A 15,564-nucleotide genomic window follows, 5' to 3' on the forward strand; every position below is an offset into this window, starting at 1 on the left:
TGATCCTGGCATGAGCCTTGTCCAAGTCGAGGATCTGTCGGTCGAGTTCGGCGAGCTGCGGGCCGTCGACGGGCTCTCCTTCAGCCTCGAGAAGGGCGCCGCGCTCGCCCTGGTCGGCGAGTCCGGCTCGGGCAAGTCCACGGTCGCCTCGGCCCTGCTGGGGCTGCACCGGGGCACGGGGGCGTCCGTCGGCGGCTCGGTGCGGGTGGCCGGCACCGACGTACGGACGGCGTCCGACGAGGAGCTGCGGCGACTGCGCGGCGGCAGGGCCGCGATGGTGTTCCAGGACCCGCTGTCGTCCCTCGACCCGTACTACGCGATCGGCGACCAGATCGCCGAGGTCCACCGCGTGCACACGCGCGTGTCCCGACGCGCGGCACGCGCGCGTGCGGTGCAGGTCCTGGAGAGAGTGGGAATTCCGGACGCGGTACGGCGGTCCCGGTCGCGCCCGCACGAGTTCAGCGGCGGGATGCGCCAGCGCGCCCTCATCGCCATGGCGCTGGCCTGCGCACCCGATCTGCTGATCGCCGACGAGCCGACCACCGCCCTCGACGTGACCGTCCAGGCCCAGATCCTCGACCTCCTGCACACCTTGCGCGAGGAGACCGGCATGGGGCTGCTGCTGGTCACGCACGACGTGGGCGTCGCCGCCGAGAGCGTCGACGAGGTGCTGGTGATGCGCCACGGCCGGGTCGTGGAGCACGGGCCGGTGGCAACCGTCCTGAGCGCGCCCGCCGCACCGTACACGCGGGAGCTGCTGGGCGCGGTGCCACGGGTGGACGTACGGCGGCGGCCGGCCGCGGGCGGGCCGGAGGCGGACGGCGTTCCGGAGACCGGCGTGGTTCTCGAGGCGGACGTTCTTTCCGAGGCGGACTTTTTTTCCGAGGCCGAGGTGGTTCCTGGGGCTGACGCCCTTCCTGAGGCTGAGGTGGTTGTCGAAGCCGAGGTGGTTGTCGAAGCCGACGTGGTTGTCGAAGCCGACGTGGTTCTCGAGGCGGTCGGTCTGCGGCGCGAGTTCGGGCGGGGGAAGCGGGCGTTCGCGGCCGTGGACGGCGTGTCGCTGGCGATCCGCCGGGGCGAGACCCTGGGCGTCGTCGGCGAGAGCGGCAGCGGCAAGACGACGCTGGGGCGCATGCTGGTCGGGCTCCTGGAGCCGACGCGGGGCGAGGTCCGCTACGAGGGGCGTGCCGTGTCGGGCGTGAACCCGAGCGTGCAGATGGTCTTCCAGGACCCCGTCTCCTCCCTCAACCCCCGCCGCAGCGTGGGCGAGTCCATCGCCGACCCGCTCCGCGCGCGCGGGGGGCTGGACGAGGCGCGCATCAGGGGGCGCGTCACGGAACTGCTGGGGCGTGTGGGGCTCGAAGGGGCGCACTACGACCGCTACCCGCACGAGTTCAGCGGCGGTCAGCGTCAGCGCGTGGGCATCGCGCGGGCGCTCGCGGCCGACCCGCGCGTCATCGTCTGCGACGAGCCCGTCTCCGCGCTCGACGTGACCACCCAGGCCCAGGTCGTCGCCCTGCTCGGCGAACTCCAGCGCGAACTCGGCCTCGCGCTCGTCTTCGTCGCCCACGACCTCGCCGTGGTGCGCCAGGTCAGCGACCGGGTCGCGGTGATGCGGCGCGGGCGGATCGTCGAGGAGGGCCCGGCCGACATGGTGTACGAGTCCCCGCGCGACCCGTACACCCAGCAGCTCCTGGCCGCCGTACCGTCGCTCGACCCGGCGGTGGCCGCGCTGCGGCGGGCGCGGCGGCGGGAGTTGGCCGTGGTGTGACGGTCGTACCGCGGCCGGGGTCTGCGCATGGGCGGCGCGGCGTGACGTTGCGCGCTCAAGTGATCTCTTAGCGCGACGGAACGCGACCCGCACGGGAAAGTTACGACCGTTCACCCCTTTTGGTGGCGCGATGGACAACCGTCCGTCGCGCCACCGCCTTGTCCGCATACGTTCTTCCCGCTGCGAGCCGCCGGGTCAACGGCGGCTCCCCCAACGGGAGATCGGGGGTGCGCGCGTGCGCATCGGACTGCTTACGGAGGGCGGCTATCCGTATGTGAGCGGTGATGCCGGACTCTGGTGCGACCGGCTCGTGCGCGGGCTCGGGCAGCACGAGTTCGACGTCTACGCGCTCAGTCGCGCCGAACGCCAGGAGAACGCGGGCTGGGTGGAGCTTCCCCCGCAGGTCAGCGGGGTGCGGACCGCTCCACTGTGGACGGCGGAGGACGACGGGGTCGCCTACGGACGGCGCGCACGCCGGCGCTTCGCCGAGTGCTACGGGGAGCTGGCGGCCTCCTTGTGCGACGCTTCCGCCTCTCAGGCGGACCGTTTCGCCAACGCGCTGTACGGCCTCGCCGACCTCGCTCGCCACGAGGGCGGGCTGGTGGGAGCGCTCCGCTCGGAAGGCGCTGTGCGCGCGCTGGAGCGCGCCTGCCGTGCGCCCGGCGCGCTGAGCCCGGCGCGCGAGGCGCGCGTACCCGATCTGCTCGCCGTCGCCGCGCACCTCGAACGCGCCCTGCGCCCCCTCTCACTCGACTGGTACGACGACAGCGGGGACGGTGGGGTTGGTGGGGGTGGCGGGGGCAGTGCGGTGGACAGGGGGCACGGCCTCGGCTCGGTCGACCTGTGCCATGCCACGTCCGGCGGCGCGGCCGCCCTGCCCGGGCTGCTCGCACGGCACTTCTTCGACGTGCCGTTGCTGGTGACCGAGTACGGGGTGCGGCTGCGGACGCACTATCTGAGCTCGGGCTCGAGCGCCGACCCGGACGCCTCGTCCGCCCCGGCCGCGGCTCCCGCCGTACGCGCCCTGCTCGCCGCCTTCCACGGGCGGCTCGCCGCCGAGGTCTACCGGCAGGCGGCGTGCGTCACGCCCGGCAACACCCACGCCCGCCGCTGGCAGGAACGCTGCGGCGCCGACCGCGCCAAGCTGCGCACCGTCTACCCGGGCATGGCCGCCGCCCGCTTCGCCGAGGTGGGCGACGCGCCCGACGGCGGCGACCCGGACACCCTGGTCTGGGTCGGCCGGGTGGAGCCGGCGAAGGACCTGGTGTCCCTGCTGCACGCCTTCGCGGAGGTCCGCAAGGAGCAGCCGAGGACGCGGCTGCGGATCATCTGCGCGCCGACCGGTGCGTCGACCGGCTCGGAGGGCGAGGCCTACCTCGGCCACTGCCGGATGCTCGCCGCCCAGCTCTTCCCCGACGAGGCGGAGGGGCCCCACTCCGTCGGCGACAACCCCGTCTCCTTCGAGGAGATCGGCGGCCCGGAGGCGCCCACCCTCGCCGAGGCGTACGCGGCCGGCGCCGTCGTCGTCCTGTCCAGCGTCGTCGAGGGGTTCCCCGTCGGCCTGGTCGAGGCGATGTTCTGCGGGCGGGCGACCGTGTCGACGGACGTCGGTGCGGTGGTCGAGGTCATCGGCGGTACGGGGCTGGTCGTCCCGCCGCGCAATCCGCGGGCGCTCGCGGAGGCGTGCGGGGCGCTGCTGCGCGACCCCGAGCGCCGTGCGCGCCTGGGCGCGGCCGCCCGCGCACGCGCGCTGGAACTGTTCACCGTCGAGCGGAACGTCGAGGCGTTTCACAGCATTTACCTGGAGATCGTCTCCCAGAGCCCGGTCCGCCAGGTGGTCCTCGACGACGCAGGCGACCCCAGGCCGTTCGCCGTCCCCGCCGAGGCCCGACTGCTGGGCCTGTGGACCGGTCTGGAAACACGCGTCACGGCCCGGCGCGGCCCGGGCTGGGCGGCGGGACCTCCGGTACGGGGGACGGCGGCGGGGCGGGGGACCGGGCCCGGGCTGGGGACGACGCCGGTACGTGGGACGACGCCGGTACGTGGGACGGCGCCTGTCGCCGCGACTGAGGGGGCGCGATGAACGAACTCGGCGAATTCACCACAGGCACCCCAGGCACCCCAGACACCGCACCGCCGCCCCGCAGGCCCGCCGCAGCGGCCGCACCCCGCCGCGGCGCCGTGGATCCGGTGAAGACCCTGATGCACCGCCACCGTGACCTGTGCGAACGGGCGGTGGACCCGCTGGAGATCGCGGCGGGTCTGGAGGCCCACGGCGTCACCGACCGCACCGCCGCCCGCTTCAGGCACCGGGACGTCTTCTCCCTCGCGGAGGAGATGTACGCCCGCGTCCCCCGCGACGCCGACCCGCCCCCGCGTCCCGCACCCACCGCTGCCCCGCCGTCCCGCCGGGACTGGGCGCTGCTCGCGCTGCTGCCGGGCGTCCTGTGCGCCGCGACGGTGGCCGGTCTGCGTCTCACCCACGGGACGACGACTCCCCTCGTCGTCGCCGGCGGCATCCTCGCCGTGACCCTGGCCCTGCGCGCGGCATTCCGCCGAGGCCCGCTGAGCCCGCACCGCGGCGCCCACCCCGGCCCGCACCGCACCGGCGCCTGGACCTGCTGGCTGCTCGTCTACGCGGCCCTCGGCGACAGCCTCCTGCGCACCGCCGTCGGCGGCGGCCCCGACGGCCTGCCCGACGGGACGCCGGACGGCGTCTGGCCCGTCGCCACCGCCCCGCTGCTCACCCTCGCCCTGGCCTGCGCGCCCGCCGCCTGGTGCGCCCGCCTTCTCGCCGTACGCGCCCGCCGCCGCCTGAACACCAGCCGTGGCCTGGAGGAGTTCGCCGCCTCTGTGCAACCGTTGCTGCTCGGCACGTGCGCCCTGTTCCTGTGCGCGCTCACGACTCTGGCCACCCTTTGCGCCCTGGCCGTGGGGGAGCCCGCCGTCTACGCCCACACACTCACCCTGGGCGCGCTGCTCTTCCTCGCCCGCCTCCTCACCGTGCACGGCTTCACCCACGTACCCGCGGTCGCCATCGGGGCCGCCGGGGCCGCCGAGGCGCTCGCCCCGGCCACGGTCTTCGCGGGCCGCCTCCCCGGCTGCGGCTTCCTGGCCGTCCCCGTGGAGAGCCTCATCGTCGCCTGGGGCCCGGCCGGCGTCCCGGCCCTCATCTGCGGAGTCGCCGCCCTGACCCTCCTGATCCACGCGACCCGCACCCTGACCAGGGCTTCGGCCCACGCCATCCCGGACCAGCCGTGCTGACCCGCAACGGCAGCCGCAGCCGCGACGGCAAGGGCAACCGCAGCCACAACGGCAACCACAACCGGAGCCGGAGCAGCGCCCAGCGCCCAGCCGCGCCCGAACCCAGCCGCTCCGACGCGACGGCCCCAGCCGTGCCGCCGCCGAGCTGCCCCCGCCCCACGGCCCCGGCCGCGCTGCCCTCCAGCGGCTCCCGCCCGACCGCCCCGGCCGCGCCGCTGCGCCGCCGTCTGCGCCCGACCGGCTCGGCCGCGTCGCGGGGTCGCCGTTCCCGCGCGGGTCGTCAGCCGTCCGCCTCCCGACCACCGCACGCAGCGCCACCCCCGCCGTGTTCCGACCGCACGACGTATGCGCTCCTCCCTCTCACCGCAGGCAACCGCACCACTCTTGAAGGAGAGACCAGATGACCACCTCCCGATCCGGAGCGACCGGAGCCACCGGGGCACCCGCGGTCGCAGGAGCCCCCGCGGTCACCGGAGCAGCCGAAGCGTGCGCAGCAGCCGAGGCGTGCGCGGCCGTCGGAGTGCCTGAAGGGCCCGGCGCCGTCGGAGTGCCCGAAACGCACACTCGGGGAGGCGCGCGATGAGGGTCCTGCTGATCGGAGCCAACGGCTACCTCGGCCGCTTCGTCGCCGACCGTCTGCTCGCCGACCCGGCCGTCCAGCTCACCGCGCTCGGCCGCGGCGACGACGCCGACGTCCGCTTCGACCTCGCGACCGGCAGCCCCGGCGCGCTCACCCGCTTCCTCGACGCGGTCCACCCCCAGGTCGTCGTCAACTGCGCGGGCTCCACCCGCGGCGGCGCCCGCGAACTCACCCGGCACAACACCGTCGCCGTCGCCACCGTCTGCGAGGCCCTGCGCCGCAGCGGGTGCGGAGCGCGGCTGGTGCAGATCGGCTGCGGCGCCGAGTACGGCCCGAGCCAGCCCGGCTCCTCTACCGCCGAGGACGCCGTGCCACGCCCGGGCGGCCCGTACGGCGTCAGCAAACTCGCCGCCACCGAACTGGTCCTGGGATCCGGTCTGGACGCCGTGGTCCTGCGCGTCTTCTCGCCCGCGGGCCCCGGCACCCCCGCCGGCTCCCCGCTCGGCCGCCTCGCGGAGGCCATGCGCCGCGCCATGCAGTCCGGCGACGGCGAGCTCAAGCTCGCCGGTCTGGGCGCCCAGCGCGACTTCATCGACGTCCGCGACGTGGCCCGCGCGGTGCACGCCGCCTCGCTCTCCGCCGCACAGGGCGTCATCAACATCGGCTCGGGGCGTGCCGTCCGCCTGCGCGACGCCGCCTCCGTCCTCGCGCGCGTGGCCGGATACGGCGGCTCCCTCCACGAACTCGACGCCCCGCCCGGCGGCCACCTCAGGTCGGCCATCGGCCACCCCCGCCCTGACTCCGACCATGCCGCGCCGGTCGCGTACCCGTACCCGGACGGCTGCGGCAGCTGGCAGCAGGCCGATGTGCGCACCGCCCGCGACCGGCTCGGCTGGCGGCCCCGGATCAACCTCGAGGAGTCGCTCGCCGACATCTGGATGGAGGCGGCATGTCGTATCTGACCGGCTCCCCGGCGGGCGCCGCGAGCGCCGGCACCACCGACGTCCGCGTCGGCCTCGGCGTCCCCGGCCTCGCCCACCCCCTCCTCGCACCGACCGAATGGGGCGAACTCGCCCGCCCCGGCACACCCTTGCACTGGGTCGTCCTCGATGTCGCCGACGGTCCCGGCGTCCGCCCCGACCCGCACTGTCTGGAGGCCGCCGGCCGACTGCGCAACGCCGGCGTCCGCGTCCTCGGCCGGCTCGACACCCGCCACGGCGCCCGCGCCTTCGCCGAGACGCTCTCCGACGCCCAGCGGTACCTCGACTGGTACCAGGTCGACGGCTTCCTTCTGGCCCGCTGCCCGACCGACCGCGCCGCGCTCCCCGAGATCCGCCGTACGGTCACCACGCTCGGCACGCTCCGGGACTCGCCCCACCTCGTGCTCGGCCACGGCGCCCACCCCCACCCCGGCTACGCCGAGATCGCCGACCAGTTGGTCACCTTCTCCGGCTCCTGGAGCGACTACCGCTGGTCGCAGGTGGCGGAGTGGACCGCGGACCATCCGCCCGAGCGCTTCTGCCACTTCGTGCACGGCGTGCCCCGGGTCCATCTCGACGAGGCGCTGCGCATCGCCCGCTGGCAGGGCGCGGCGACGATCTGGTTCACCGACCGGGGTGATCGCGGCGGTCGGGCCGACCCCTGGGAGACCATGCCCGGCCACTGGGACGCGATCGTCTCGCGGATCGGAACGGGTGTCTCGGAATGAAGAAGGGCGTGGCAGTGTTACAGGCAGAACAACTGTAGTGATTGACCGACCAACGGAGTCCCCGTGTCGCTGCCACCCCTGGTCGAGCCAGCCTCTGAGCTCACCGTAGACGAGGTCCGCAGGTACTCCCGCCACCTGATCATCCCCGACGTCGGGATGGACGGGCAGAAGCGGCTGAAGAACGCCAAGGTGCTCTGTGTGGGCGCCGGCGGCCTGGGCTCGCCGGCGCTGATGTACCTGGCCGCCGCGGGCGTGGGCACGCTCGGCATCGTGGAGTTCGACGAGGTCGACGAGTCGAACCTGCAGCGCCAGATCATCCACAGCCAGGCCGACATCGGCCGCTCCAAGGCCGAGTCCGCGCGCGACTCCGTCCTCGGCATCAACCCGTACGTCAAGGTGGTCCTTCACGAAGAGCGGCTCGAGGCCGAGAACGTGATGGACATCTTCAGCCAGTACGACCTGATCGTCGACGGCACGGACAACTTCGCGACCCGCTACCTGGTCAACGACGCGGCCGTTCTGCTCAACAAGCCGTACGTGTGGGGCTCGATCTACCGCTTCGACGGCCAGGCCTCCGTGTTCTGGTCCGAGTACGGCCCCTGCTACCGCTGCCTCTACCCGGAGCCGCCGCCGCCGGGCATGGTCCCCTCCTGCGCCGAGGGCGGCGTCCTGGGCGTGCTGTGCGCGTCCATCGGCTCCATCCAGGTCACCGAGGCGATCAAGGTCCTCACCGGCACGGGTGAGTCCCTGGTCGGCCGCCTGATGATCTACGACGCCCTGGAGATGCAGTACCGCCAGGTCAAGATCCGCAAGGACCCGAACTGCGCGGTCTGCGGCGACAACCCGACCGTCACCGAGCTCATCGACTACGAGGCCTTCTGCGGCGTCGTCTCCGAGGAGGCCCAGGCGGCGGCGGCCGGCTCCACGATCACTCCCAAGCAGCTCAAGGAGTGGATCGACGACGGCGAGAACATCGAGATCATCGACGTCCGCGAGCCGAACGAGTACGAGATCGTCTCCATCCCGGGCGCCAAGCTGATCCCCAAGAACGAGTTCCTCCTGGGCACCGCCCTGGAGGGTCTGCCGCAGGACAAGAAGATCGTCCTGCACTGCAAGACGGGTGTCCGCAGTGCGGAAGTCCTCGCGGTCCTGAAGTCCGCGGGCTTCTCGGACGCCGTGCACGTCGGCGGCGGCGTGATCGGCTGGGTCCACCAGATCGAGCCGAGCAAGCCCGTCTACTGAGCAGACCTGCCTGCCTGACCGGCGGGGGTTTCGCGCACCACGAGTGTCCGAAGCCCCCGCCGTCGTCATGAGCAGACAGCGCCGTCCTTCGGCACGGTGCCGTTCAGCAGATACGCGTTCACCGCCGAGTCGACGCAGTCGCTCCCGCTCCCGTACGCACCGTGTCCCTCGCCCTTCCAGGTGAGCAGCACTCCGACGCCCTTGCCCAGTTCGTCCGCCATCTTCCGGGCGCCCTCGTAGGGCGTCGCCGGGTCCCCGGTATTGCCGACCAGCAGGATCGGCGCCGCGCCCGCCGCGCTCACCTCCGGTGTGTCGTACTGCCCGGTCACCGGCCAGTCGTGGCACCAGCCGGCCGTGTCCCAGCCGAGGAAGTCGCCGAACACGGGCGAGATCTTCTCGAACTCCGGCAGCAGCTTCTTGGTCTCCTCGGGCGTGGGCCGCTGCTTGTCGTCCAAGCACGATATGACCCGTTGGGAATGGGTCGTCGTGCCGTAGTTCCCCGAGGCGTCCCGCTCGTTGTACGCGTCGGCGAGCGACAGCAGTTCGGAGCCGTCCCCGTTCTGCGCCGACTTCAGGGCGCTGGTCAGACTCGGCCAGCCCTCCTTGCTGTAGAGCGGCAGGACGATGCCGGTCACGGCGAGCGTCTGGGTCAGCTTGCGCCCGTCCGACGTCGGCAGCGGGTCGGCGTCGATCCGGTCCAGGAGGTCCGCGATCTTCTCGCTGCCCTGCTCGGGGTCCTGGCCGGTCGACTTGAGGTAGTCGTCGAGCGCCCGCTGGAATCCCCGCGCCTGGTTCTCGGCGTGGCCCACCGCGTCTGCGGTCGGGTCGACGACCGCGTCGAGGATCAGGCGTCCCACGTTCTTCGGGAACAAGTGGGCGTACACGCCGCCCAGTTCGGTGCCGTAGGAGATGCCGAAGTAGTGCATCTCGGCGTCTCCGAGGACCTGGCGCATCAGATCCATGTCCCGCGCGGTGTCGGTCGTCGAGACATGCGCGATCAGATCACCGGCGGCCTTCTCGCAGCCCTTGCCGAAGTCGGTGGCGTCCTGGAGGTACGCCTGTTCCTCGGCCGGGGTGTCCGGGGTGGAGTCGATGGGCTCGGCGGCCCGGATGTCCTTGTTGGCGCGGCAGCGGATGCCCTCGCTGGCGCCGACCCCGCGCGGGTCCCAGCTCACCAGGTCGTAGCGGTCGCGGAACGAGGACATCGTGGAGCCGAAGGCCGGGAGCGTCGACACGCCCGAGCCGCCGGGGCCGCCGAAGTTGAACAGCAGCGAGCCGATCCGCTTGCCGTCGCCGCCGCGGGCCTTGGCGCGCACCAGGGCGAGATCGATGGTCGTGCCGTCCGGCTTCGACCAGTCCAGCGGCGCCTTGAGCGTCGCGCACTGCCAGTCGCTGCCCGGCGCGGCGGAGTCCGCGGTGGCCTTGCAGCGCCCCCAGTCGAGCTTCTGACCGGTCAGCGAGGCCGGAAGCGCCGCGGTCGTGGCCGAGGAACCGGCCGACGGCTGCGCTCCGGTCGTACTCCCCTTGCCCCCCTTGTCGTCCTTGCCGCCGTCCGACGTGCCGCTGCTACAACCGGCCACCAGCAGTGCGGCGACGGCGCCCAGTGCCGTCCACCGTCCGAGTCGCGCCATGTGCCCTTCCCCCCTTGCGGACCGTCCGCACGAGTCGGCGTACGGCTGTCAGGCCATAGTAGGCGGATCACGCTCGGCCCGTCCGAGCCTGTGGATAACCTTTTGACCTGCGGGTTTTCCAGGAAATTAGCGGGAAAGCGGAGGACGGAGGGGGAGGAGGCGTCAGGAGCAGACGGTTCCGGCGGCCGGCACCTTGCCGTCCAGCAGATAGCCGTTCACCGCCGTCCGCACGCAGGTGTTCTTGCTGTCGTACGCACCGTGCCCCTGCCCCTTGTACGTCAGCTCGACCCCGACGCCTTCGCCCAGCGCGGTCACCATCTTGCGCGCCCCCTCGTACGGGGTCGCCGGGTCGCCGGTGTTGCCCACGACGAGGATCGGCGCCGACCCGGGCGCGCTCACGTCGGGATGGTCGGCGCCGCCCGGCACGGCCCAGTCGGTGCAGGTGACCATGGACCAGGCCAGGAAGTCCCCGAAGGTGGCGGAGGCCGCCCGGAACTGCGGCAGCCTCTCCTCCACGTCGCCCACGGAGTAACGCGGCTTGTCGTCGGAGCAGTTGATGGCGACGTTGGCGGCGGTGATGTTGCTGTACTCGCCGTTGTCGTTGCGGCCGTTCATCAGGTCGGACAGCAGCATCAGGATCTTGCCGTCGCCGCTGTAGGCCTGGTCCAGGCCCTCGGTGAGGTACTCCCAGAAGTCCTTCGAGTACAGCGCCTGCGCGATGCCGTTGGTCGCGGCGCTCTGGGTCAGCTCGCGCGGGAAGATGCCCGGGATCGGCTTGGCGTCGAGGTCCTTCAGCAGCTTGGCGATCCGGTCCTTGACGTCCTGCACGCTGTCCCCGACGAGGCAGTCCTCGGTCTGGGACGTGCAGTCCTCGGCGAAGTTGTCGAGCGCGAGCTGAAAGCCTTCGGCCTGCCCGAGCGCGCCCTGCTCGGCCGTCTGCGTCGGGTCGACGACCGCGTCGAAGACGGCGCGCCCCACGTTCTGCGGGAACAAGTGGGCGTACACACCGCCCAGTTCGGTGCCGTAGGAGATGCCGAAGTAGTACAGCTTGTCGTCGCCGAGGACCTGGCGCATCAGGTCCATGTCGCGGGCCGCGTCGGTGGTGCGCACCTGCGGCAGCATCCTCTTCGAGTTCTTCTCGCAGGTCGCGTTGAACTCCTTGGTGTTGTCCAGCAGTGTGCTGCGCTCGGCGGCGTCGTCGGGCGTCGTGTCCTGCTGGAAGTAGGCGTCCAGCTGCTGGTCGTTCTCGCAGCGCACGCCGGCGCTGCGGCCGACTCCGCGCGGGTCGAAGCTCACCAGGTCGTAGCGGGTACGCAGGGCCGCGTACTCGTCGCCGAACGCGGGCAGCGTGGTGACGCCCGAGCCGCCGGGGCCGCCGAAGTTGAACACCAACGAGCCGATCCGCTCGCTCGCGTCGCCGCTCGCCGCCGCCCGGATCAGCGCGATCCCGATCGTGTCGCCCTTCGGGTCGTCCCAGTCGAGCGGCGCCTTCATCGTGGCGCACTGCCACTCGTCGCCGTCCGGCAGCGCGGACGGCGCGCTGCCGCCGCCCTCCGCCTGGGAGGGGGCCGGACAGTCCTTCCAGCTCAGCTGCTGCGCCGTCAGATCCTCGTCGCGGGCGTCGTCGCCGCAGCCCGCCACCAGGGAGGACAGCAGCAGGGCGGTGGCGGTCAGCGCGGCGGCATGCGGACGGGAGGGGTTCGGCATGATCCCATCCTGCGGTGGGGCCCGACCGCGCGCGCGGGGCACGGTCCGTACGAGGTACGGCCGCCGCCGCGGGCCGTCGCCCCTCTAGAGCGCGCCCTTGCGGGACAGATGGTTGAAGGCCAGCCAGCCCGGCAGCACCGGCAGCCAGAGCGTCAGCAGGCGGAACAGCAGCACCGCGGGAGCGGCGACCTCCTTGGGCAGGCCGACCGCGATCAGACCGACCGTCAGGGTCGCCTCGACCGCCCCGACACCGCCCGGCGTCGGGGCGGCGGAGCCGAGGGCGTTGCCGGCGAGGAAGACGACGGCGACGCTGGCGATGCTGAGCGAGGTCGACTCGTCGCCGAACGCGCGGATCGAGGCGTCCAGGCACATCACGAAGCAGGCCGTCAGCAGCAGCATGCCGCCGATGCCGGTGACCAGCTTCTGCGGCCGCTGCAGCACGTCCAGCATGCGCGGGATGACGCCCGCGAACAGCGACCTCACGCGCGTGACGACGAATTTCCGCAGGAACGGCACCGACGTCACCACGAGCACGAGCACCGCCACCGTGAGCAGCCCCGCGATGACCGTGCGGGACGGCGACAGCGACGGCGTCTTCTCAGTGCCCGTCAGATAGCCGAACGACAGCAGCATCAGGATGTGGCAGCCGAGCCCGAACAGCTGCGAGGCGCCGACGCTGGCCACCGCGAGCCCCGGCCGCACCCCCGCGCGCTGCAGGAACCGCGTGTTGAGCGCGACCCCGCCGACTGCGGCCGGGGCGACGATCTTCACGAACGACCCGGCGACCTGCGCGGCCACCGTCCGCGGGAACGGCACCCGCTCCGGCACGAACCCCAGCAGACTCATCGCCGCGGCCACATAACTCAGCGCGGAGAACGCCACGGCCGCCGCGACCCAGCCCCACTCGGCGTTGGCGACGAGCGGGCCGAACTCGATGTGTGTGAGCTGCGTCAGCAGGAAATAGGCGCCGATGGCGCCGGCGATGACACTCCCCAGGGTGCGCGGCCGCACCCGCTCCAGCCGGGCCGGTTCGACCGGCGCCTGGGGCCGGATCCGCAGCACCTCGTGCCGGATCTGGGTGAGCAGATCCTCCTCGCGGGCCCCTTCCAGCGCGTCGTCGATGGCCCGCTTCTCGGCCCGCGCCTGTGCCCGTACGGCCTTCTTGTCGGACTTCCCGGGGACGGGCTCCTCGTCCTGCCCGGATTCCAGCCGGGCCTGCTTCGCCAGCCGGGACGCCTCCAGGACCGCCTCACGCTCGCGCTGCGCCCGCTCCCGGGCCAGTCTGCGCAGCGTCGCGCGCGTGGAGCGGCTGAGCGCGATGGGCTGGAGCATCGGCAGACAGTTCGCCACGGCGTCGGGGCCGAGCAGGCTCACGCCCGAGGCGACCGCCCGCTCGGCGCCCACCCGCAGGCCCAGGGTCACCAGCAGCTGGGAGACGTCCATGCGCAGCAGCAGGTCGCCCGCCGCGATCTCCCCGACCCGCAGATCGGTGAGGATCACCGTGCCGGAACGATCCACCAGAATCGCGTCGCCCACCAGCCGGCGGTGCGCGATGCGCCGGGACTGCAGGGCCCGTACCTGGTGCCAGGTGTCCCGCAGCAGGTCGTCGGTGATGTCCTCGTCCGCCAGCGAGTCGAGCGTACGACCGCCGGTGTGCTCGTAGACCAGCATCACGGCGTCGGGGCCGAGTTCGGAGGTCGCGATCAGCTTCGGCGCGTTGGCGCCGGCCGCGATCGCCGCGTAGGCGAGCAGCGCCTCCTGCTCGAGGGCCTGGCGCAGCGACTGCAGGCTGCTGCGGGTGGCGAAGCCGCGCAGGGTCAGGTTGCGCCAGGCGCGGTAGAAGAAGCCCTGGGCCTGCTGTTCGCGGTCGACCACTGTGACGTCCAGCGGCGGGCCGTCCTCCAGGGTGACGAAGTAGCGTCGGCCGCGGTCGCCGGTCTCCGCGGTGTCCGGCGCCTCCTCGCGGGCCGCGCTCACCGGGTGGAAGCCGACGGTCCGCAGGCCCGCCATCAGGTTCCGTCCGGTGGGACGGACGTTCGGCGAGCCGACGGCGTACAGCGTGCCGTAGGCCACCGTCCAGCCGATCAGCACCGTCAGGATGATCGAGAACGGGGTCGTGTAGCCGGTGACGAGCATGGAGAAGGCGTCGAGGAGCAGCACGATCCACAGCACCGCCCGCCAGCGCGGGCGACGCGACATGCCGACGGCCGTCATGTACGCGATGACGGGCGCGAGGTAGCCGTGCACCGGGTCGGTGAGGGCGTGGATGTCGCTCGGGGACGGCTGGGTGAGGGCTTCCTGGATCGAGCCCGGGGCGGCCTTGGCGACCCAAAGGTCGGTGGCGAGGGTCACACCGTGGGCGAGGACGGCCGCGAGCACGCCGTCGGCGATGCGCAGCCCGTCCCGTTTGATCAGCCGCTCGATCGCGAACGCGACCGGCACGAGCAGGATCGCGATGCTGGACGCCAGCCCCGCGATCTTGATGAGCAGATCGGGCGCCTGTCCGGTGCCCTTGTTGATGTCCTGTTCGAGGCCGGAGGTCGTCCCGTGCGCGAAGGCGGCGATGCCCAGCAGCACGATGACGGCGAGCACGCCCACCAGCAGGCGCATCAGGTCGGAGGGGCGGTGCACGCGCGCGGGGAGCAGTGGTTCGTCGCCCTCCACCTCGTCGATGTGCACCTCTTCGCACGACTCGTCCCGTGCGTCTTCCCGGGTCTCGTCCGCGTTGTCCGGGCGCGCGGCAGCGTCAGAGGTGCCCTCGGCGTCCTCGGGATGCACACCCTGCTGCTTCATGGTCTCTTCTTGATCTCGTATCACCGGTCACCGCCCGCACGATGGTGGCATGCCCCACCGACACACAGGGGCATCAGGGTGCAAACGCGGGGGCGCACAGTCTGCCCGAAGCGCCGCTCGGGGGCGAGGGTCACGCACAGTCGCCGGCCCGTCGCATTGTCGGTGGGATGGGGCAGGATGGGGCGGATGAGCGAGCAGAGCCTTCCGGACGACGCCGGGCCGGAGTACGACGTCGCCCGCGCGGAGTACGCGGAGTACGCGGACGCGCTGCCCGAGTACGCCGAGCGGGTCCTCGAGGTCGCTGAGCTGATCCCGCCCGGGCGCGTCATGACGTACGGGGACGTCGCCGAGTGGCTCGAGGAGGGCGGTCCCCGGCAGGTCGGCCGTGTAATGGCCCTCTATGGAGGAGCCGCTCCCTGGTGGCGTGTGGTGCGCGCCGACGGGCAGCTGCTCCCGGGCCACGAGCTGCGCGCGCTCGACCACTACCGCACCGAGGGCACGCCCCTGAAGGAGGCGAGCAGGGCCGCCCAGGGCCATCTGCCGCGCCTCGACATGAAGCGGGCCCGATGGGACGGCGGCGAACGCGCGGAGGGTCACACCTGACAGCGTCCGCCATCGGACGGCGTCGGGGCGACCCCGTGGTCCGTACGGGGGAACCGGGAGGAAGCGGGCACGTCCGTGGCATGGCGTACGTTCGATGGGCGTGGGGCGTGCGTGGCGTGCGGGCCGGGAGGGAAGAAGCGGAAGCCCTGCTTCCGAACGGTCCGTCGGCGTAGCGTCGGCCGCACGCGTCTCCCTCATCCCGCGACCACCGCCCTCCCGAAGCGGTTGTCTGCAAACCAGCACACCCACCAGGACCGGCGAACCA

10 protein-coding genes are annotated in these 15,564 nt (G+C 72.7%); 7 read left to right on the plus strand and 3 right to left on the minus strand.

The window, feature by feature from the left end; all coding sequences use genetic code 11:
• The first annotated feature begins 10 nt into the window (after positions 1 to 10).
• The 6 genes from OG562_RS28420 to moeZ all read left to right on the plus strand — a co-directional run bounded on the left by OG562_RS28420 (position 11) and on the right by moeZ (position 8,565).
• Positions 11 to 1,771, plus strand: a complete 1,761-nt coding sequence (locus OG562_RS28420; RefSeq protein WP_266402729.1) for an ABC transporter ATP-binding protein — start codon at positions 11 to 13, stop codon at positions 1,769 to 1,771.
• A 235-nt stretch (positions 1,772 to 2,006) separates the two neighbouring features.
• Positions 2,007 to 3,854, plus strand: a complete 1,848-nt coding sequence (locus OG562_RS28425) for a DUF3492 domain-containing protein (protein ID WP_266402731.1) — start codon at positions 2,007 to 2,009, stop codon at positions 3,852 to 3,854.
• Entirely contained in the window at positions 3,851 to 5,035 is a 1,185-nt protein-coding gene (locus OG562_RS28430; protein ID WP_266402732.1) for a hypothetical protein, read from the plus strand. The genes OG562_RS28425 and OG562_RS28430 overlap by 4 nt, the downstream gene beginning before the upstream one ends.
• A gap of 579 nt (positions 5,036 to 5,614) precedes the next feature.
• Positions 5,615 to 6,577: an NAD(P)-dependent oxidoreductase gene (locus OG562_RS28435; protein WP_266402734.1), complete on the plus strand. Its 963-nt coding sequence runs from the start codon at positions 5,615 to 5,617 to the stop codon at positions 6,575 to 6,577.
• The gene (locus OG562_RS28440; protein ID WP_266402737.1) at positions 6,565 to 7,323 is read left to right on the plus strand and encodes a spherulation-specific family 4 protein; all 759 of its coding nucleotides are present in this window, start codon (positions 6,565 to 6,567) and stop codon (positions 7,321 to 7,323) included. Before OG562_RS28435 ends, OG562_RS28440 begins: the two co-directional genes overlap by 13 nt.
• 63 nt (positions 7,324 to 7,386) lie before the next feature.
• The gene (gene moeZ / locus OG562_RS28445) at positions 7,387 to 8,565 is read left to right on the plus strand and encodes an adenylyltransferase/sulfurtransferase MoeZ (RefSeq protein ID WP_266402740.1); all 1,179 of its coding nucleotides are present in this window, start codon (positions 7,387 to 7,389) and stop codon (positions 8,563 to 8,565) included.
• Positions 8,566 to 8,630: 65 nt separating this feature from the next.
• Here the strand turns inward: moeZ and OG562_RS28450 are convergent, their stop codons facing one another.
• From OG562_RS28450 to OG562_RS28460, 3 genes are all read right to left on the minus strand, one after another.
• A complete protein-coding gene (locus OG562_RS28450) occupies positions 8,631 to 10,196 on the minus strand; it encodes an alpha/beta hydrolase (RefSeq protein WP_266402742.1) in 1,566 nt (521 codons plus the stop codon).
• Positions 10,197 to 10,358: 162 nt separating this feature from the next.
• Positions 10,359 to 11,903: an alpha/beta hydrolase gene (locus tag OG562_RS28455; protein ID WP_266402743.1), complete on the minus strand. Its 1,545-nt coding sequence runs from the start codon at positions 11,901 to 11,903 to the stop codon at positions 10,359 to 10,361.
• Between the two features lie 84 nt (positions 11,904 to 11,987).
• Positions 11,988 to 14,696 carry a lysylphosphatidylglycerol synthase domain-containing protein gene (locus OG562_RS28460; RefSeq protein WP_266402746.1) on the minus strand — a complete coding sequence of 903 codons (2,709 nt, stop codon included), beginning with the start codon at positions 14,694 to 14,696 and terminating at the stop codon, positions 11,988 to 11,990.
• 186 nt (positions 14,697 to 14,882) lie between these two features.
• Between OG562_RS28460 and OG562_RS28465 the strand changes: the two genes are divergently transcribed.
• On the plus strand, positions 14,883 to 15,299 hold the full coding sequence (locus OG562_RS28465; RefSeq protein WP_266402748.1) for an MGMT family protein: 417 nt from the start codon (positions 14,883 to 14,885) through the stop codon (positions 15,297 to 15,299).
• Positions 15,300 to 15,564 lie beyond the last annotated feature (265 nt).

Source organism: Streptomyces sp. NBC_01275 (genome assembly GCF_026340655.1).
Taxonomy (GTDB): Bacteria; Actinomycetota; Actinomycetes; order Streptomycetales; family Streptomycetaceae; genus Streptomyces.